At 56.5% G+C, this 18,695-nt stretch carries 21 protein-coding genes; 9 read left to right on the top strand and 12 right to left on the bottom strand.

The window, feature by feature from the left end; all coding sequences use genetic code 11:
• Positions 1 to 57: 57 nt before the first annotated feature.
• The 6 genes from ABXH05_RS12935 to ABXH05_RS12910 form a co-directional block, all read right to left on the bottom strand.
• Positions 58 to 1,644: an autotransporter outer membrane beta-barrel domain-containing protein gene (locus ABXH05_RS12935; RefSeq protein ID WP_353561369.1), complete on the bottom strand. Its 1,587-nt coding sequence runs from the start codon at positions 1,642 to 1,644 to the stop codon at positions 58 to 60.
• A 142-nt stretch (positions 1,645 to 1,786) separates the two neighbouring features.
• Positions 1,787 to 2,428, bottom strand: a complete 642-nt coding sequence (locus ABXH05_RS12930; protein WP_353561368.1) for a glutathione S-transferase family protein — start codon at positions 2,426 to 2,428, stop codon at positions 1,787 to 1,789.
• Positions 2,428 to 2,997, bottom strand: coding sequence for a gamma carbonic anhydrase family protein (locus ABXH05_RS12925; protein WP_353561367.1), 570 nt, complete (start codon positions 2,995 to 2,997; stop codon positions 2,428 to 2,430). The genes ABXH05_RS12930 and ABXH05_RS12925 overlap by 1 nt, the downstream gene beginning before the upstream one ends.
• A 15-nt stretch (positions 2,998 to 3,012) precedes the next feature.
• Positions 3,013 to 3,393 (bottom strand): hypothetical protein, encoded by a 381-nt coding sequence (locus ABXH05_RS12920; RefSeq protein WP_353561366.1) that lies wholly within the window; start codon positions 3,391 to 3,393, stop codon positions 3,013 to 3,015.
• A 155-nt stretch (positions 3,394 to 3,548) separates the two neighbouring features.
• Positions 3,549 to 4,151 (bottom strand): TetR/AcrR family transcriptional regulator, encoded by a 603-nt coding sequence (locus tag ABXH05_RS12915; protein WP_353561365.1) that lies wholly within the window; start codon positions 4,149 to 4,151, stop codon positions 3,549 to 3,551.
• Positions 4,152 to 4,161: 10 nt separating this feature from the next.
• Positions 4,162 to 4,602 carry a DUF4442 domain-containing protein gene (locus ABXH05_RS12910; protein ID WP_353561364.1) on the bottom strand — a complete coding sequence of 147 codons (441 nt, stop codon included), beginning with the start codon at positions 4,600 to 4,602 and terminating at the stop codon, positions 4,162 to 4,164.
• 129 nt (positions 4,603 to 4,731) lie between these two features.
• Here ABXH05_RS12910 and ABXH05_RS12905 point away from each other — a divergent pair, with 129 nt between their 5' ends.
• Complete coding sequence (locus tag ABXH05_RS12905) at positions 4,732 to 5,091, top strand: ArsR/SmtB family transcription factor (protein ID WP_353561363.1); 360 nt, start codon at positions 4,732 to 4,734, stop codon at positions 5,089 to 5,091.
• A gap of 2 nt (positions 5,092 to 5,093) precedes the next feature.
• Positions 5,094 to 5,816, top strand: coding sequence for a DUF899 domain-containing protein (locus tag ABXH05_RS12900; protein ID WP_353561362.1), 723 nt, complete (start codon positions 5,094 to 5,096; stop codon positions 5,814 to 5,816).
• 30 nt (positions 5,817 to 5,846) lie between these two features.
• On the opposite strand, the gene fbaA is transcribed toward ABXH05_RS12900, so the two are convergent.
• Both fbaA and ABXH05_RS12890 read right to left on the bottom strand, forming a co-directional pair.
• On the bottom strand, positions 5,847 to 6,905 hold the full coding sequence (fbaA, locus tag ABXH05_RS12895) for a class II fructose-bisphosphate aldolase (protein WP_353561361.1): 1,059 nt from the start codon (positions 6,903 to 6,905) through the stop codon (positions 5,847 to 5,849).
• Between the two features lie 112 nt (positions 6,906 to 7,017).
• Positions 7,018 to 7,662: a glutathione S-transferase family protein gene (locus ABXH05_RS12890; protein ID WP_353561360.1), complete on the bottom strand. Its 645-nt coding sequence runs from the start codon at positions 7,660 to 7,662 to the stop codon at positions 7,018 to 7,020.
• A gap of 140 nt (positions 7,663 to 7,802) precedes the next feature.
• On the opposite strand from ABXH05_RS12890, the gene eno reads away from it, so the two are divergent.
• Complete coding sequence (eno, locus tag ABXH05_RS12885; RefSeq protein ID WP_353561359.1) at positions 7,803 to 9,080, top strand: phosphopyruvate hydratase; 1,278 nt, start codon at positions 7,803 to 7,805, stop codon at positions 9,078 to 9,080.
• A gap of 6 nt (positions 9,081 to 9,086) precedes the next feature.
• On the opposite strand, the gene ABXH05_RS12880 is transcribed toward eno, so the two are convergent.
• Together ABXH05_RS12880 and ABXH05_RS12875 are read right to left on the bottom strand one after the other, a co-directional pair.
• Positions 9,087 to 9,635 carry a Rossmann-fold NAD(P)-binding domain-containing protein gene (locus tag ABXH05_RS12880; RefSeq protein ID WP_353561358.1) on the bottom strand — a complete coding sequence of 183 codons (549 nt, stop codon included), beginning with the start codon at positions 9,633 to 9,635 and terminating at the stop codon, positions 9,087 to 9,089.
• Between the two features lie 12 nt (positions 9,636 to 9,647).
• On the bottom strand, positions 9,648 to 10,571 hold the full coding sequence (locus tag ABXH05_RS12875) for a dienelactone hydrolase family protein (RefSeq protein WP_353561357.1): 924 nt from the start codon (positions 10,569 to 10,571) through the stop codon (positions 9,648 to 9,650).
• 117 nt (positions 10,572 to 10,688) lie between these two features.
• Here ABXH05_RS12875 and ABXH05_RS12870 point away from each other — a divergent pair, with 117 nt between their 5' ends.
• Positions 10,689 to 11,312 (top strand): 2-hydroxychromene-2-carboxylate isomerase, encoded by a 624-nt coding sequence (locus ABXH05_RS12870; protein ID WP_353561356.1) that lies wholly within the window; start codon positions 10,689 to 10,691, stop codon positions 11,310 to 11,312.
• Here ABXH05_RS12870 and ABXH05_RS12865 read toward each other — a convergent pair.
• Positions 11,309 to 12,157: a penicillin-binding transpeptidase domain-containing protein gene (locus tag ABXH05_RS12865; protein WP_353561355.1), complete on the bottom strand. Its 849-nt coding sequence runs from the start codon at positions 12,155 to 12,157 to the stop codon at positions 11,309 to 11,311. The two genes, ABXH05_RS12870 and ABXH05_RS12865, sit on opposite strands and share 4 nt — an antisense overlap.
• Positions 12,158 to 12,207: 50 nt before the next feature.
• On the bottom strand, positions 12,208 to 12,690 hold the full coding sequence (locus ABXH05_RS12860; RefSeq protein WP_461495711.1) for a GNAT family N-acetyltransferase: 483 nt from the start codon (positions 12,688 to 12,690) through the stop codon (positions 12,208 to 12,210).
• Positions 12,691 to 12,859: 169 nt separating this feature from the next.
• Here ABXH05_RS12860 and ABXH05_RS12855 point away from each other — a divergent pair, with 169 nt between their 5' ends.
• From ABXH05_RS12855 to lpdA, 5 genes are all read left to right on the top strand, one after another.
• Complete coding sequence (locus tag ABXH05_RS12855; protein WP_348140192.1) at positions 12,860 to 13,216, top strand: FtsB family cell division protein; 357 nt, start codon at positions 12,860 to 12,862, stop codon at positions 13,214 to 13,216.
• Positions 13,217 to 13,537: 321 nt separating this feature from the next.
• Positions 13,538 to 14,515, top strand: a complete 978-nt coding sequence (gene pdhA / locus ABXH05_RS12850) for a pyruvate dehydrogenase (acetyl-transferring) E1 component subunit alpha (RefSeq protein ID WP_353562404.1) — start codon at positions 13,538 to 13,540, stop codon at positions 14,513 to 14,515.
• Positions 14,515 to 15,879, top strand: a complete 1,365-nt coding sequence (locus ABXH05_RS12845) for a pyruvate dehydrogenase complex E1 component subunit beta (protein ID WP_353561353.1) — start codon at positions 14,515 to 14,517, stop codon at positions 15,877 to 15,879. Before pdhA ends, ABXH05_RS12845 begins: the two co-directional genes overlap by 1 nt.
• A gap of 9 nt (positions 15,880 to 15,888) precedes the next feature.
• Positions 15,889 to 17,187, top strand: coding sequence for a pyruvate dehydrogenase complex dihydrolipoamide acetyltransferase (locus tag ABXH05_RS12840; protein WP_353561352.1), 1,299 nt, complete (start codon positions 15,889 to 15,891; stop codon positions 17,185 to 17,187).
• 12 nt (positions 17,188 to 17,199) lie between these two features.
• Entirely contained in the window at positions 17,200 to 18,594 is a 1,395-nt protein-coding gene (gene lpdA / locus ABXH05_RS12835; protein WP_353561351.1) for a dihydrolipoyl dehydrogenase, read from the top strand.
• Positions 18,595 to 18,695 lie beyond the last annotated feature (101 nt).

Raw genomic sequence — 18,695 nt, 5'->3', positions numbered from 1 at the left:
CGCGTGGGCGTCAAGGTCTGGAGAACAAGGCCGATATGCCTCAACCTCGCAAGTCAGCTAGATGGGCACGTTGATCCACAGATAGCCGCCATAGGCATCGAAACCAGATATGCCTAAGCCTTCATATTTGCCTGAAATGGCGAAGTTGATGCCGCTTTCAGTCTGGAGAATTGTCCCCGCTTCGACGACCGCCCGAAAATCGTCTTCGCCATAGCGCACATTGCCAAGGGTCACAGTATCTGCCGGGTTGAAATCCCAGACCGCCGCAACAGCAACACGTGGCTCCAGCGTTGCGCCGCTGCCTATGTCGAATATGCGGGCAACCTCTGGACCAGCCCTCAGACGGCCGATGCTGACCGTTTGGCTGGCAATCTGCGCTCCGGAAGAGACAGTGTAGGAATCGAGTTCCTCCTGGATATACTCAATCGAGACTTCCGGCGTGATGCGGTAGGGACCCGCATGGAAATTGCCGGACAGCTGACCGGTGACCAGCCACCGCTCGGTGGAAACGTTGCCAGTGATACTGGCAGCATTGACGTCTGTATCCGATAGCCCCCAAGCAGCGCGGACATCAAAGAACAGCTGTGGCGTCAGGCGCATGGATGCGTAGGGCCCGACCATCCAGCCAATACCCTCAACGCGAGTGTTTGCGCTTCCGATGTCGTCATCCATCCAGTCGACCTGACCCATCAAGCCAGCAATGACCCATGGCGTGAGGTGAATGTCTGCCCCGGCATAGATAATGGCGAAGTGTCCATCCCTGTCGCCGCTGTCCGTGAAACGGGTGTAGTGCCCTTCCGTCCAAACATCGATGCAGCTGAGGCGCGACGCTCCTGAATCATCTGCACCGCATCCATCCGTCACATCACCTGACCCATATGATGAAGCCCTGAGCGTCGCGTCGCGCGCGGCCATTCCCCCAATTGGATGCCTGTCACTGGAGGAGGCCACCTGGAAAGAATGAGAGGGACTGATGCGCGGCGGGACGGCAGGCGCACGGCTGTGTTGATTGGCCGCGCGTGTCAGCACGTCTGCGGTATCAGTCGCGTCAGCATCGTCTCCCCAAAGGGCTTTGAGGCGCTTGCGGATGTAGCGGGGTCTGTCTGGACGATCCTCCAGAAGACGTCGCGCACGCTCAATCGCAAAGGTCTTGGTTGCCGCTGCAGCTGCTGGTGCGGTAGACGCCGCGCCCGGTACACAGGACACGGTGAAGCGCACACTACCTTCCGGAGAACTGAAGGGCAGTGTGGTGAACACCAGTGGCACATTGGTGCCGTCAGTGGGCGGATCATAGGCCACATTCCGGGTGTAGTTCCCAAAGGCCAGACCTCCGCCGCCAAATGTCAGTGTTTCGGCGAAAATGGTTGTTCCATCAAACGCAATGGCTCCCGAAACGGTTCCAACAGCGCCGGAACTGTAGCGGATGACGATGGAGATCGCGTCGCCATCGTTCAACGTCGTGATGGTGTTGCTTTCAGAAATGACCGCCGAGTTATGTGCGCGGGAAAAGACGTGCCCATCGAGTGCTGCGCAGTTTGCGAAGGTGGTATTTGCGTATGCAGGGGGAGCGGGCACGAACACCAAAACACCAGCTAGGGCACTCGCCGCAGCTGCAGACACGCGCAGCAAAGTCATCAAATTCATTCCGGACAGCCCCCCGGCCCCGTCCCAGTCACGGCGGGACCCTCTCTGTACCCATTGGAACGCAGCAGAACGGTGGCGTCTCGTATCAGATTTACTTTTGGTTAACGCTGTTGGGGGCGAGCAGAGGTCAAGGAATCTAGCCTTACATCTCGGACTCCATCGGCCAGCGCGTCGCTTCCAGGCACGGTTGGGTGCTGCATGCCTGCATCCACTGCTGAACCCCCGGCATTTGCCCCAGCATGGCCTTGCCTTCTGGCGTGAGGGAGACGGCAACCATGGTGCAATACATAAAAATGTCTGCGAGCGAGAAGGTGACTCCGGCAAGGAATGGCGTTTCCTGTAGCCGGTCTTCCACGACCTGAATGTAGTATTGAATGGCCGGAAGGGCTTCGCGGATGAGATCTTCTCGCGGCTCACGTCCCATCATTGGCACAACGATCCGCGGCAGCACCAGACGCTCTTCTGTTAGAGGAAAGACATAGTGGTCCGTCACCGCCATCCACTGGCGCATACGCGCCCTCTCCAGCGGGTCTGATGGTTGCAGGTCGCCATTGTTGTAGACATCGTCAATGTAAGGACAGATCGCAGCGCTTTCATACATGGCGATGGTCTGGCCGTTGTCGGTGATCTCCACGGCGGGTGTTTTCATGAACGGATGACGCGCGCGGTGCTCCGGTGCTTTCGAGTCAGTAGGAACAGTCTCGTGTTTGATACCGGCTGCCTCGGCTACGGTTGAGACAATGCGGCCATAGGTCGAAATCTGAGCGACGTAGATCCTGAGCATCAGTCTGCCGCCACAGCAGAGCCGATAGGGGCAGTGCTTGCGACGAGTTTCAAATCATCGTCGCTCATGCGGTCGATGCCTTTGGCGTAATTCAGAGCATTCTGGTGATAGAAACGTGCATTGAATAGGTTGGCCTCGCCATTGTCTCGCGTACCGACCTGCTTTGCCGGGACACCGGCAATGATTGAGTTGTCGGGAAATTCCTGACCCTCTCGCACAATGGTGTGCCCGGCGACGATGGAGTTTGCGCCGATTTTTGCTCCGTCCATGATCGTGGCATTGATGCCGATAAGACATCTGTCGCCGATCTCACAACCATGCAGCGTCGCATGATGGGTAATGGAGCAGTCCTCACCCACAATGGTCGGCGTCCCATTGCCCACATGCACCATGACGAAGTCCTGGATATTTGTGCGTGCGCCGATCCGAATTTCAAACATTTCCGCCCGCATCACAACCTGCGGCCAGATGCTCGCGCCGGGACCTATCTGGACTTTGCCGTAGAGGGTGACGGTGTCGTGGATATATGCTGGATCATCAAGGGTCACACTGGAACCAATATGCGGCATGCGGACTATCTCTGTTTAGCTTGTTGCAGGAGTGAGCCGTCGGGCAGCCCAAATCGCCAAAGTGGCGGGAACGATGACGCCAGCAAAGTCTGATGCCGTGATGATGTCAAACGGGAAGCCACGGTTGATGAAGATGCCGAAGTGATAGAGCGCGTGAAACGCAAACCACAAACCGCCGGCCAATGCCAGTCTCTGGTCATGACGCAGGGCACCCCAGAAGAGGATCAGCCCCCCTGCCAGATAGGCAAGAGACACATCGCGCATGAAATGCAAAGAGAATGGCCCCATCATCGCAACGCCGGGTGTGTTGTCATAAAACATCTGCGGCAGGAACCAGATATAGCCAGAGATGATGATGGCGTATCCGGCAAGAATAAATAGGAGAATACGGGCCATTGGAGTGTGTCCTTCTGCTTGGGCGTGGCAACAACCGGATCATCCAGCGATGTTTTGTGCCGCGCTGGTGCCAATGCGGGTGAAACGGTCAGAGCCAAAGCGGCACGACTTCTCTGTATGACGTTTTAGATAAGCTTGCCGTGACGGATTGTGCGCTAGAGGCCTGCAATCTTCAGCAGTTCAGCAACAAAAGCTTCATCGCTTCGCGGTTCAAGCGCGCCATTGAGATGTAGGGAAACCCCGCCATGCAGCAGCATCCAGATGCGCATCACGGCGCGGCGATTGTCGTCGCTTGAGGCGTGCTCATCGCCAAACATTGCCAGTGAGAGACCGATAAGCCGCTGCACTTGTGTGCCCAGAGCCTTGTCCGCAAACATCGATGCATTCCGCTGCGCCATCATCACTTCATAGAGGTGTCGCCGCGTAACCGCGAAGTCAGCATACGCTTTGACATAGTCCTTGGCTGATTTCGCGCTTGCAACCGCGTCAGCGAGTGCGCCGAACCCATACGCACCGACGGCAACGAGCAACGCGTCACGATCCTGAAAGTGATTGTAGAGAGACCGGTGGGCAATACCCAGATCTCCGGCAACCTGTCGAAGGCTCAGCTTGGCAGAACCGCCTGCCTCCACCCGCTTTACCGCAGCCGCAAGCGCCTCTGCCGCCACATTGCCATGGCGATAGGTTTTGCGTTTCGCGGCTGTGGTTGCAGCTGCTGTCCCGGAGGCAGAACCGGCGCGTTTGGAAGTAGGGGCCATGCCTGCATGTTTAGGTCTTTTTGACGTGCCACGCGACCGTCATCTGTGCCACCTGGTCACCGTCTGCATTTGTGAGATCTACAGCGACATCAAAAGCCACTTTGCCGTCGGCATTTAGTTTCTCGAGAAGCTCAGTACCCGGCAGCAGGGTCCTAGAATGGGCCGTGATCATTCCCTTGGCAACTTTGGTGTAGGAAATCTCTGCCTTACCCGCGATGGGGCGCACCTCGAGGATTACTGGTGCAAAAGCACCGGCCATGGCGGCACCCGAAGCTGCTTCTCCAAGCGTAAACAGCGCGCCGGCGTGCTGACTGCCAATGTGGTTGATGCTGGTTTCTGTCTGCGGCATCCGGGCGGTGCCTTGCCCATCGGCCACGTCCGTTATCTCAACGCCTGTGTGTGTCGCGAACGGAACATTGAATTGTTCCTTTATGACTTGAAACATGTTCATCGTGCATCTCCATTAAAAACATCCAGTGGATGCATATGGGCGATGACAAGAGTGGGTCAACAAGAAAAAAAGTTAGGTGATTTGCTTATTATTCTTGCGCAGGTCATGCGCCCAACATAACTTAGGCAAATGACTAACCAACAAAATACTTCCGATCTGTCGCTGGACGGTGTGTTTCACGCACTGTCTGATTCCACGCGTCGTGCTGTATTGGCCCGCCTGACCACAGGTCCTGCGAGCGTCAGCGAGTTGGCACAGCCATTTGAAATGGCTCTGCCGTCCTTCATGCAGCATCTCAAGGTGCTGGAAGGCTCAGGACTGGTGAGCACCCAAAAACAGGGCAGGGTCCGTACGTGCGAAATGGAGCCGCAGGCTCTTTCAACCGCTCAGGACTGGATCGTGGAACAAAAGGCACTTTGGGAAGGTCGATTGGACCGTCTGGAATCCTACCTGGATGGTCTGCAAGCATCTGCCAACAAGGAGGAATGACCATGCAGCCCAACATCGTATCTCGAGACGAATGGCTCGACGCTAGGAAGGCTCTGCTGGCTAAGGAACGCGAAGTGACACACCTGCGCGACGAGGTTGCCGCCCAACGGCGCGCGCTGCCATGGGTGAAGGTCGAGACGCCGTACGTGTTTCAATCCATGTCGGGCCCGGTGACGCTGGCAGACCTGTTTGAAGGACGCAGCCAGCTACTGGTGCAGCACTTCATGCTTACACCTGGCAAGGACCATATCTGTCCTGGCTGTTCTTTGATGGCAGATCATGTACCCGGCGCGAGCCTGCATTTCAAAAATGCTGACCTGAGTTTCGCTGCCATTTCACGCGCACCCATTGAACAGATAGAAGCAGCCCGCACCCGTATGGAATGGGACTTCCCCTGGGTGTCATCTGGTGGAACCAGTTTCAATTATGACTTTGGCGTTTCGTTCACGCCTGAGCAGATCGCCGAGGGAAAGCCGCTCTACAACTTTGGGACCACCGGGTATTTGGATGAGGACGTCCACGGCACCAGCGTTTTTGCTAAAAACGACGCAGGTGAAGTGTTCCATACATACTCAACATATGCCCGAGGCGACGAAGCTTTCATCGGGGCGTTCTCATTTCTCGATCTCGTGCCCAAAGGGCGCAATGAAGAGGGCACCATGAGCTGGGTCCGGCTGCATGATGAGTATGGGCGCGCAGTGCCAATGGATGACGACTGCTGCTGATCGCCATAAACCGTTGCGGGTTCTCTTCGCTCAGGAAGCGATAGACTTGCCAGCCGACTGGAGGTCCGCAAAGGCTTCATCAAGACGCTCGACCATGCTGACTTCAGCTTCCCGAAGCCATGTGCGCGGATCGTACTTCTTCTTGTATGGCGTGCCGTCGTCCGGATCGATCTGGTATTTGAAAGCCCGAGCGTTGGCTTCTACATAGGCGCCGACCGCCTTGGACTGGGCAAACTGGGTATCGGTATCGATGTTCATCTTGAACACGCCGTATTCCAGTGCTTCCGCAATCTTGGATTTTTCAGAACCCGAACCACCGTGGAACACCAGGTCCAACGGGTTGTCGCCAGTCTGGTAGCGTTCCTTCACCAGCGCCTGAGAATTCTTCAGGATCTCAGGACGAAGCTGCACATTGCCGGGCTTGTAGACACCGTGGACATTGCCGAAAGAAGCAGCGAGTGAGTAATGGCCGATGGGCGACAGGATGTTGTGGGCGTAAAGCACGTCTTCAGGCTGCGTATAGAGCTTGTCGTTATCGATCTCATCAGAGCCAACACCGTCTTCTTCGCCGCCGGTCACGCCAAGCTCGATCTCGATGCTCATATCCAGCGGCACCATGCGCTTGAGGATGCGAGCACTCTCGGAGATGTTCTCTTCGATAGGCTCTTCAGACAGGTCGAGCATGTGGGACGTGTAAAGCGGCTTGCCGGTTTCCTTGTAGAAGGCTTCGCCGTGGTCCAGCAGCTTCTCTACCCAGGGAATGAGTTTTTTGTTGGCGTGGTCCGTGTGCAGCACAACGCAGACGCCGTAGTGCTCGGCCAACATATGAACATGCTTGGCCAATGCGACCGCACCCAGCACCTTGCCTTCATCCCCGTCCGGAAAACCCTTGCCCGCATAGAACTGCGCGCCGCCATTTGAAGCCTGAATGATGACGTCTGACTTGTTCTTCGCTGCCGCTTCCAGCACCGCGTTTGCGGTGTTGGAATTCACTACATTGACGGCGGGGAGTGCGTATTTCCCGTCTTTGCAGGCCTTGAGGAGCGTTTTGTAGTCTTCGCCGCTGACGACGCCGGGCTTCACAGACATCTGGAATATCTACCTATGTTCTGGGTGTTGAATGCGTGTTGGCCGCTTTGATACTGGCTTCCGGGAGAGTCTGCAATGACTCTAAAGTGTCGCCAACCCAAGCGGGAAACGGTCAGGTGAGGGGAAGGTCCACGGACTTGAAGGCTGTGCGGGCGCGCAACACCCCAAACCAGCTCTCAATATGCTCATGGCGCTTGTGATCCACCGGCAATTTGTACCAGCGCGCCACTGTCAGCCCGACCGGAATATCGGCCATTGAGAAGCGCTTTCCCGCTACAAATGGGGAGATATCAAGCTGTGAATTCAAAACCCGTAGTTTGAATTCCACCAAGTCTGTGGATTTGGCAATCATCTCTTCCGTGACGTCAGGAGATTTCCGGATCAGTCCGTGGAAGATCGGCCGCATTTCCGGCCAGAAGTCAGTCGCCTGCCAGTCCATCCATTGTTCTTCCATCGCCCGGACCCGCGCATCGCTGGGATAGTGAAGGCCGGTGCCGCTTTCAGGCGCATATGTCGCGAAAAGATATCGAATGATGGCATTTGATTCCCAGATGGTCGTGTCACCATCCTTGATGACCGGCACCAGCCGGTTGGGATTGAGGGCTTCGTACTCGGGGGTGTCCGTTACGCCGTGGGTACCGCCTGCCTCAAGACGCTCATAGGGCACCTTCAGTTCTTCCAGCGTCCAGATGACCTTCTGAACATTGATTGAGTTATTGCGTCCCCACAGTCGGATCTTGGCTTTAGAGGGTGGCATTTCAGGCTCTCCGGGTGCGCGGGACAGACAAATTATGACGGCATCTTCCAAGCCATCGAGGCTTCGGCTATGTAGTCGCCATCTTATGCCTCACCAGACCCCGTTCTAGATAGACCCAATAGACCGCAAGGAGCGCCAAAATGGCTGCCATCATCGACATCACTGCTCGCGAAATCCTCGATAGCCGCGGCAACCCCACCGTCGAAGTGGATGTGGTGCTGGAAGATGGTGCCTCCGGCCGCGCCGCTGTGCCGTCAGGTGCATCTACCGGTGCGCATGAAGCTGCTGAATTGCGCGACGGCGATGCAAAGCGCTACGGCGGTAAGGGCGTGCTGCAGGCTGTTGAGAACGTGAACACCGAGATTTTTGACGCAATTGCCGGCATGGACTCAGAAGACCAGATCCTGCTGGATCGCATGATGTGCGACCTCGACGGCACACCCAACAAATCTCGTTTGGGTGCCAACGCCATTCTTGGCGTGTCTCTGGCGCTGGCAAAGGCATCGGCCCAGTCTTGCGGCTTGCCGCTCTACAAATATGTAGGTGGTCCCGCTGCACGGGTTCTTCCGGTGCCAATGATGAACATCGTCAATGGCGGTGAGCACGCGGACAACCCCATCGACATCCAGGAATTCATGATCATGCCGGTGTCCGCACCCACGATTGCGGACGCAGTGCGCATGGGGTCGGAAGTATTCCACCAGCTCAAGAAGGGCCTGAAGGATGCAGGCCACAATACCAATGTAGGCGACGAGGGCGGCTTTGCGCCAAACCTGGCGTCAACTGAAGACGCCCTGAGCTTCGTCATGAAGGCCGTGGAAGCAGCCGGCTACAAACCAGGTGACGACATTCACCTGGCCATCGATGCGGCTTCAACTGAGTTTTTCAAGGATGGCAACTACGTACTGGCTGGTGAAGGCAAGACACTGGATGCCGCTGGCATGGTCGACTATTGGGCAGACCTCGTGGGCCGCTTCCCGATTATCTCCATAGAAGATGCCATGGCGGAAGATGACTGGGACGGCTGGAAAGCTCTTACAGACAAGATCGGCGACAAGGTGCAGCTGGTGGGTGACGACCTGTTCGTCACCAATACTGCACGTCTGTCTGATGGCATTGCCAAGGGCGTCGCCAATTCAATTCTCGTCAAGGTGAACCAGATTGGCTCCCTGACGGAGACACTGGAAACTGTGGAGATGGCACACAAGGCATCCTACACGAATGTGATGTCTCACCGCTCCGGTGAAACAGAAGACGCAACGATTGCCGATCTTGCAGTGGCGACAAATTGCGGCCAGATCAAAACCGGCTCTCTTGCCCGCTCTGACCGGACGGCAAAGTACAATCAGCTCATCCGCATTGCGGAAGAACTCGGACCGGCCGCAGAATATGCCGGCAAGTCAATCCTCAAGGGATAGTGATGTTTATGGTCGCAGGTTCCAGGGCTCGACCTGGCCTGCGATCGTAACACTGTCGTCCGAGGCAAACGCTTGAAGCGCGCCTTCGCAAATTTCCTCATGGGTCAACCAGCGGGATTGGCCATCTTCGTGGACGAAGCCAAGAAGCACCTGCCGGTAGCGGACATGCGGCAGCCCCTGCATATGCCGGACACGTACCTCTCCTAACGCGCTGGGACGAGAGGCTGCCGAGCCCAGAACCTCAATCAGTGTCCCATCTGCCGCTATCTGGTGTGAGATGTGCGACCGTAATGGTTCATCACGCCCATGCATCCAGATCAGGGATGCCGCAAAGGGGCCGTGTGATGCAGCTATCTCATCAAGTGCCGACAGAAATGCAGGACCATCCGCCCAGTCGATATCATAGGTGTGGGTCCGACTATGCAGCGCTGCATCGTCAAAGGAGAAACTGCTCGCTCGCCTCGATAAAACAACGACATCTCCCTGCGTGTCCTTAGCGATCTGCTGCGCTGCAGATTTCAGCATGCCCGTGGTGCCGATGAGCAGAAGCGACATACGCTGGTCTCCTTAGAGAAGCGTGCGCGTCATGAAGGCCTTCGCATCCGCAAATGCCTTTTCACGCATTGCCGGGTTGCCGCCAATATGCGCGCCCCGTTTTGTCATGGTGGCAAATCCTTCGATGCGTGCTTCACGGCTTGAAACATCCACACCCTTGTCGGTCATCATTCGGCCATCCGCTGTGACAGTGATATTGCGGGTGGGTGGCAGCGCGATAACGTCAGGAAGGAACGTCAATTCGTCTGTGCTGTCGAACGAGTGATAGCTCTCCGGGTACAGAATGATTTCGGCATTGCCCCCATGCGCGTTGATATCATCGGTCAGTTCAACAGCCGGAGCGGCAGGCGTGTAGTCCTCTGCCTCGCCCATCAATGTGCACATGGGTGCGTTGGACCAGCGATTGTCCTCAACCTTGATGTGTGTTGCCGGATAGACCGGCATATGTGCTGCAAAGCGTCGACCGTTCTCGCTGAGTTTTTCGGCAATCGGCAGCCAGGCGGCATATGTTGCCATGCCGCCGCCAAGGCTCCAGCCGGCAATGGCAACCCGTTTTGCATCAATCTTTGGATTATCTGCGAGCAATGCCAGCGCGGCATACGCATCGCAAATCATCATGGCCATGGTGACGTCGATCTGGGTGGTGGAGACTTCCAGCGTGCCGCGCGCTTCAAACGAGTGCGGGCGGAAAGTGGCGATGCCCATTTCATGAAACATGTCGGCATAATCCAGATGGTGTGATCGCCACCCGTAAGACCCATGACACATCACGACACAGGGAAAGGGGCCATCGCCTTTTGGCAATTCCAGGTCGCCAAAGATTTCCTGGGGTTTTGCGGAGCCATCCAGGATCTGCGTGAATTCAAAAGCGTCGCTGCTTGTATAGGTGATGCGTTCGCCCCGATCCGTGCGTGGATCGCGTGTGAGTTCAACCATGATTTTGTCTCCCAACTAGTCCGCACGGCTGCTTTGCCTTGCTGACGGTGTTCTTCTGTTTTTGTTGGTCACACAATGGGATGATCAGGCCTTGTGCCGCAAGAGAGGGCGAGTGAGATGGCTGGTAAATCCAATGGCAAGACAGTCGATTTCTATTTCGGGCTATCCAGCCGCTACTCCTATCTGGCACATACGCAACTTGACGGCATCGCTGAGAGAACCGGTGCAACATTCGTGTGGAAGCCGCTTTTCACGCCCGACCTGATGAACAAGCAGGGGCAGAATCCCTTCGCGTCTGAACCCCCGTCAGGTGCCTATGATGTTGAATATCGTTTACGCGATGTTGCGCGGTGGGCGCGGCACTATGGCATTCCATACGTTGAGATTGATGGACGTCTGGAAGGAGACCGCCACCAGTTCTCGCTGGCAGCCGTCGCGGGAGCCGCACTTGGCAAGGCCGAAGCCATGTCGAAGGCGATATTTGCGGCGATGTTTCAGAGTGAGCGTCGGTCATTGACCGATATGGAGCTTGTTGAGATAGCTGTTGCGCTGGGGTTGGACGCCGCAGCCTATTCAGAGGCGCTAACATCGCCGCAAACCGAAGCGCTGCACCAAAGCCACATTGAAAGCGGCATTGCTGCAGGGGTGTTCGGTGCACCAACATTTGTTTGCGATGGCCATCTGTGGTTCGGCAATGACCGGTTGGTCCTGCTCGAGGAGTGGCTTGCAAACAAAGACTAGTTGGTTGTGTCGAGATAGCGCGGCAAATCAGCAAGCAGGCTGTCCCGAGCACGGACACTGGCGTAGCCCTCGGTCGGGCCCCCATCCAGGATGAGCCTCGCGAAGACCAACGGTGTATCTTCAGCCACGTTTTCGCCCTTTGGCCAGTCATTGGTCCAGCCAATGAACCACCCAACCTGCCGGTCACGCATAACGGCCCCATCCGTGCCGCGGGCAAACCCATTTCCAGTCTTTCCTTTGGCAATGCGATCATCGTCGAACTCATAAGACGCCGTTGCTTCAATGGCGAGTTCCTGGGATGCGACTTTGACTGGTAGCGAGCGCATCATGAGTTTGCTGAGGAATGCGATCTGCTCCCGCGGGGAGATAGCCAGCGACGAGCTCAGCCATGCATGGGTAATCCCGTTGTTTTCCCCTGCAGTGCCGCTCATGTCCCGATTGCCGTAGTTGAAACGCTCCAGATACGTCTCTATGCCGTCAAGACCCAACGGGCGGGTCACTTCCCATGAGTACCAAACAACTGAATCCCGCAACCATGTGCGGGGCGTTGTGGTGGCCTTCCAGTTTTCAATCCAGGCGACATGCTTGTTCGGGTCGAAGTCAACAGCCGGCGCCTCTGGGGATGTGAGCACGCGGGTATCAAATCCGATGACCGCCAAAGGTAGCTTGAAAGTTGATGCAGGCGTCGCACGCCTGTCGCAGTCACCTTCTTCAACCAGGATTTCACCGGTGTCAGACCGGGCAACAAGCGTGCAGGCGGCTTGGGCATCAGATTGGGCAACAGCAGAACCAACGGGCATGACAACAACCATCAACGCAACAAAAAGGGAGGGGCGCAAATACATGATCAAAACTCAATACAAATCAGGAAAGGGCGGACCGGGGGCCGCTTGATCTAGAGAATTTTGAACATGATGTGGGCATCAACATGGCCAAGTGTTGGATGTGCAAAGGCGCCGGGGAGTGTTCCCATGATTTCAAAGCCCAACCTCTGCCATAGAGCGACAGCCCCCGTGTTGGTTGCGACCACGAGATTGAACTGCATCGCGGTAAAGTTGCGGCGACGAGCCTCATCCTGAGAGTGTTCGCACATGGCGGCCGCGATGCCGCGCCCTCGCGCGTCAACTGACGTCACATAGCCGCAGTTGGCCACGTGGGAGCCGCCGCCCATCTGGTTCGCCTTCATGTAGTAGGTGCCCAGCGCTGCACCGTCTTCAAGGGCAACAAAAGTGTGTTTGTCAGAAGCCAGCCAGTACGCGAGTGCATCCTCACGGCTGAAATCTCGGGGTAGGGCATAGGTTTCGCCAGCTCGGATGACCGGCTCCAACATGCCCCAGATCACATCAGAATCCGCATTGGTGGCCGGGCGTATAGTCAGCATGTCCGTGTCTCGCATTTGTGGCGTGTGCGCTCTGCACAGACCACTATCACACGGCCTCTCTTGCTCATGAACAGCCGGATTCAAATTTCCAGCGACTCACCCTAAGTCACTGACTTTTATGGGGTTGCAATAAGAATCACTTTTGTGATTCCTTGGATGTATGAAGATGCACGAGACGATTCGCACGACGCATTACGGTGGGCGCTACTCCGCTGAACGAGACGGTTTGCGGTCGCGTTTGGGTAGGGCCATCGTACCGGTGGCTTGCCTGTGCATCATGGGCTACTTCGCCTACCACGCTATCCATGGCGACAATGGCCTGTTGCGGCTCGCTGAGATACGCGAAGTGCGCCAGGAGTTGTCCCAAAAGGTTCTCTCGGCGCAGCAGATCAGACGTGATCTTGAACGCGATGTGGCGCTTTTGCGTCCCGAAAGCCTGGACCCGGATTTGCTGGATGAGCGCGCGCGCGCTGCCCTCGGTTTTGCACACCCTGACGAGTTGACCGTCTTTGTTGACGAGTAGTCAGTTTTGCCGGTTATCAGGCTGTTTCGGCCCGATTGCGAAAACGACCCGGTTCTCACAATTTTGTAACCCGTGGCCACCTGCATTCGACGGTTTTGTGCGCGGGAGTGCATCGCGCATTAAACCTTGGCGCGGTAGACTTTGACCAAATCACGTCATTTGCCGGTTGTCGGCACGAGGGAGTCCTAAATGGCTGCGCGCAGCACGGCGTCAAAATCCGCCTCAAAGAAAACCGCGTCGAAATCCATCGCTCAGACCGAAGCCGAGCGGCAGGACGTTTCCCAGGCGGCGTGGGACAAGATCAAACGCGCAAACCCCAAAATGTCCAAGGAAGATACGCTCCAGGCCTATCGGGACATGTTGATGATTCGCCGATTTGAGGAGCGCGCCGGACAGATGTACGGCATGGGCCTCATTGGTGGCTTCTGTCACCTGTATATCGGGCAGGAAGCCGTCGTGACCGGCGTTGAGATGGCGCTCGAGGATGGTGATCAGGTGATTACCTCCTACCGCGACCACGGTCACATGCTTGCCAAGAAGATGGATCCCAAAGGGGTGATGGCCGAGTTGACGGGCCGCGCCGGTGGGTATTCCCGGGGTAAGGGGGGCTCAATGCATATGTTCTCGACTGAGAAAGCATTTTATGGCGGTCACGGGATTGTCGGAGCGCAGGTTCCCATCGGCACAGGGCTGGCCTTTGCCAATGCCTACCGGGATAACGGACATGTATCGGCGACCTTCTTTGGTGAGGGCGCGTCCAATCAGGGGCAGGTCTACGAAGCCTTCAACATGGCGGAACTCTGGAAGCTGCCGGTCATCTATGTGATCGAGAACAATGGCTATGCCATGGGCACCTCTTTGAAGCGTGCCGCTGCTGAAACCCATCTCTACAAGCGAGGGCGCTCGTTCAACATTCCCGGCGAAGAAGTGGACGGCATGGACGTGGCGCAAGTGCGTGAGGCAGCGTCCCGCGCCGCCCAATGGTGCCGTGACGGCAATGGGCCGATCATCCTTGAGATGAAAACCTACCGCTATCGCGGCCACTCCATGTCTGACCCGGCGAAATACCGCTCAAAGGATGAAGTGCAGAAGATGCGGGCAGAGCATGACCCCATCGACATGGTGCGGGCCCGCATTCTGGATGGAAAATGGGCGAGCGAAGACGACCTCAAAAAGATTGACCGGGAAATCAAGGATGAGGTGTCAGCGGCTGCCGAATTTGCGCAGGAAAGCCCTGAGCCTGATCCCAAGGAACTGTGGACTGATATCTATGCCCCTCTTGAAGGAGGCGCACGCTAATGCCCACTAACATCACCATGCCCGCGCTATCGCCCACCATGGAAGAAGGCACTCTTGCCAAATGGCTGGTCAAGGAAGGCGATACAGTCTCATCAGGCGATGTCATTGCTGAGATTGAAACCGACAAGGCCACCATGGAAGTGGAAGCCGTGGACGAAGGCATAGTCGGCAAGCTCCTGGTGGCAGAAGGCACAGAGGCTGTGCCTGTCAATGACGTGATTGCCGTGCTGCTGGAAGACGGTGAAGACGCCAACGCAATGGATGCGGCACCTGTGGCGCCAAAACCAGCGCCAGCGGCTGAGGCTTCCGAGCCAAGTTCTGCTGTCGGGCCAGCACCTACACCAGTAGAAGTCGCAGAACCGGATGTCCCTTCGGGCACTGCTATGGTGTCCATTACGGTTCGTGAGGCATTGCGTGATGCAATGGCTGAAGAGATGCGGGCGGATGATCGCGTCTTCGTCATGGGTGAGGAAGTCGCTGAATACCAAGGTGCCTACAAGGTTACTCAGGGCTTGCTCGACGAGTTTGGCCCCCGGCGCGTCATTGACACACCTATTACCGAGCATGGATTTGCCGGTATTGGTGTTGGTGCCGCTTTCGCCGACCTTCGGCCGATTGTTGAATTTATGACGTTCAACTTTGCCATGCAGGCCATTGACCAGATTATCAACTCTGCGGCCAAAACCCGCTACATGGCGGGTGGCAAGATTGGCTGCCCGATCGTGTTTAGAGGGCCCAACGGGGCTGCAGCCCGTGTCGGTGCCCAACACAGCCAGGACTATGCTGCCTGGTACGCCCATATTCCCGGCCTCGTGGTTGTAGCTCCGTACTCTGCAGCGGACGCCAAGGGACTGCTAAAAGCAGCTATCCGAGATCCAAACCCGGTGATCTTCCTTGAAAACGAAGTGATGTACGGCAAGACCTTTGATGTGCCGGACACCGACGATTGGATCGTGCCCATCGGCAAGGCAAAGGTATTGAAGGAAGGTACGGACGTTACCATCGTCTCGCACTCCCACAGCCTGACTTATGTGATGGATGCACTGCCTGAGCTTGAGGCTGCCGGTATCAATGCAGAAGTCATCGACCTTCGTACAATCCGTCCGCTCGACAAGCAGGCGATCATCGACAGCGTCAAAAAGACCAATCGCTGCGTAACCGTAGAAGAAGGTTGGAGCATCTGCGGCATCGGGTCAGAGATTTCCGCAATGCTGATGCAAGATGCGTTTGATCATCTTGATGCGCCAGTGATGCGCGTAGCAGGCAAGGACGTGCCCATGCCCTATGCTGCCAATCTTGAAAAACTGGCACTGCCAAGTGCTGCTGAAGTCGTCGAGGCGGTCAGAGCCGTCACTTACAGGTAGAGCGCTCCCATGCCCATTTCTGTCCTCATGCCCGCGCTATCCCCCACAATGGAAGAGGGGACGCTTGCCAAATGGCTTGTGAAAGAAGGTGACACGGTTTCGTCCGGCGATGTCATCGCGGAGATAGAAACCGACAAGGCAACCATGGAAGTGGAAGCTGTTGACGAAGGTACCGTCGGCAAAATACTGGTCGATGAAGGCACCGAAGGTGTTGCCATTAATACGCCCGTCGCCGTCATTCTTGAGGACGGTGAAGACGCGTCCGCCCTTGAGGGCTTCAAGGTAGGCGGTGGAGTTGCGCCCAAGATGGAAGCTGCGCCTGCCGCAGAGCCAAAACCGGATGCGCCTGCAGCAGCACCGGCTCAAATGCAGGTAGCAGCGCCTGCCGCTGCAAAGAGTGACCGCGTGTTCGCCAGTCCATTGGCCCGCCGTATTGCTGCCGACAAGGGTATCAACCTTTCCGGCATTGCAGGCTCGGGTCCGCACGGTCGTATCGTCAAAGCAGACGTGGAGAGTGCCAAACCGGGCGCTAAGTCCGCAGAACCGAAGAAGCCACCTTCCGCACCGGGCGGTGGACTTGTGGGATCGCTGCCGGACCCACGGCTCTACTATGAGGAAGGCACATACGAGGAAGTTCCACTGGACAGCATGCGCAAATCCATTGCGAAGCGTCTGACCCAGTCAAAGCAGGAAATCCCTCATTACTATCTCACGATTGACTGCGAGCTTGATGAGTTGCTGCGCGTTCGTAAGGAATTGAATGCGCGTGGCGAAAAGGACGGCATCAAGGTGTCTGTCAACGACTTCATTATCCGCGCATCCGCGCTGTCGCTGATGAAGGTGCCTGACTGCAATGTCTCCTATGCAGGCGATGCTCTGTTGAAGCACAAGCACGCGGATATCGGCGTCGCAGTTGCCCTGGATGGCGGGCTGATTACGCCTATCGTCAAGGCAGCGGACACCAAGGGGCTGGGACAGATCTCTGCCGAGGTGAAAGACCTTGCAGCCCGCGCCAAAGATAAGAAGCTCAAGCCGTCTGATTATGAAGGCGGGTCGTTCTCGGTTTCCAATCTCGGCATGTTTGGTATCAAGAATTTTACCGCCGTTATCAATCCTCCCCAGTCTGCCATCATGGCTGTGGGCGCCGGCGAAGAACGCCCGGTCGTGCGCGAGGGTGTGCTGGGTTCTGCCACCATGATGACAGTGACGCTGTCATGTGATCACCGCGCCATCGACGGCGCGCTGGGAGCGACGCTTCTGCAGGCCTTTAAGGTCCTGATCGAAGATCCGCTCACCATGCTGCTTTAAAGGAACTGGTCCATGGCAAGTGCATACGATCTCGTCGTGGTTGGGACAGGGCCGGGTGGCTATGTTGCGGCCATTCGAGCAAGTCAGCTGGGAATGAAGACGGCAGTTGTTGAACGGTCCGAGCTGGGTGGCATTTGCCTCAACTGGGGCTGCATCCCGACCAAGGCACTGCTGCGTACGTCTGAAATCTATGACCATCTTCAGCATCTCGATGATTTTGGTCTGTCTGCGGACAATGTATCTTTCGACATCTCAAAAATCGTCAAGCGCTCCCGCAAGGTCGCGGGGCAGCTTTCATCGGGCATTTCGTTCCTGATGAAGAAAAACAAGATCGACGTCATTGTCGGAACTGCAAAGCTTGCTGGAAAAGGCAAGCTCATCGTCGAGAATGAAGGCACGACCCAGGACGTGACAGCCAAGCACATTGTGTTGGCCACGGGTGCCCGGGCCCGCACTTTGCCAGGGCTTGAACCCGACGGTGAGACAGTTTGGACCTATCGCGAAGCGATGGTGCCAAAGGAGATGCCGAAGAAACTGCTGGTCATCGGATCAGGTGCTATCGGCATCGAGTTTGCCAGTTTCTACAACACAATGGGTGCAGACGTGACGGTGGTCGAAGTCATGGACCGCATCCTGCCCGTAGAGGACGAAGACGTTTCGTCGTTTGCGCTCAAGGCATTCAAGAAGCAGGGCATGAAGCTTGTCACCAGCGCCAAGGTGGCAGCGCTAGATGTGAAGGGCGGGGCGGCTACCGCGACAATTGAGGTCAAAGGAAAGTCATCCAAGGAAACCTTCGACAAAGTCATTCTGGCGGTGGGCATTACGGGAAATGTCGAAGACCTTGGGCTCGAAGATCTGGGCGTAAAAGTGGACCGCGGCCACGTTGTCGTGGATGGTTATGGCCGCACAGGCGTAGATGGTATTTATGCGATCGGTGATCTCACCGGGCCACCCTGGCTGGCGCACAAGGCAAGCCATGAAGGTATTTCCTGCGTGGAAAAAATTGCGGATCTCAAAGGGGTACATCCGCTCGATACCTCAAACATTCCAGGCTGTACCTATTGCCGCCCACAGGTCGCTTCTGTCGGCTTGACCGAGGCCAAGGCCAAGGAAGCGGGGCATGAGGTGCGTGTCGGTACATTCCCGTTTCAGGGTAATGGCAAGGCCATCGCCCTAGGGGAGCCGGACGGGTTCATCAAAACCGTTTTCGATAAGAAGACCGGTGAACTACTGGGTGCCCACATGATTGGCCCGGAAGTAACCGAACTTATTCAGGGCTACACGGTGGCGCGCCAGCTTGAAACCACCGAAGCCGAATTGATGCAGACGGTTTTCCCGCATCCAACTCTCTCTGAAGCCATGCACGAGAGTGTCTTGGATGCGTTCGGGCGTGTTCTGCACATCTGATCCGCCAAACTCGCAGAGCTTATTTATCCAGCTTTTCACTGTAGTTTTTTGCCCTTGTTGACAGGGCGTCATTTTGGCGCACTTACAATTCGGTAAGTGGC

It is taken from the genome of Pyruvatibacter sp. HU-CL02332, from assembly GCF_040362765.1.
Classification (GTDB): Bacteria; Pseudomonadota; Alphaproteobacteria; order CGMCC-115125; family CGMCC-115125; genus Pyruvatibacter.
This window is presented reverse-complemented; position numbering and strand designations above follow the sequence as displayed.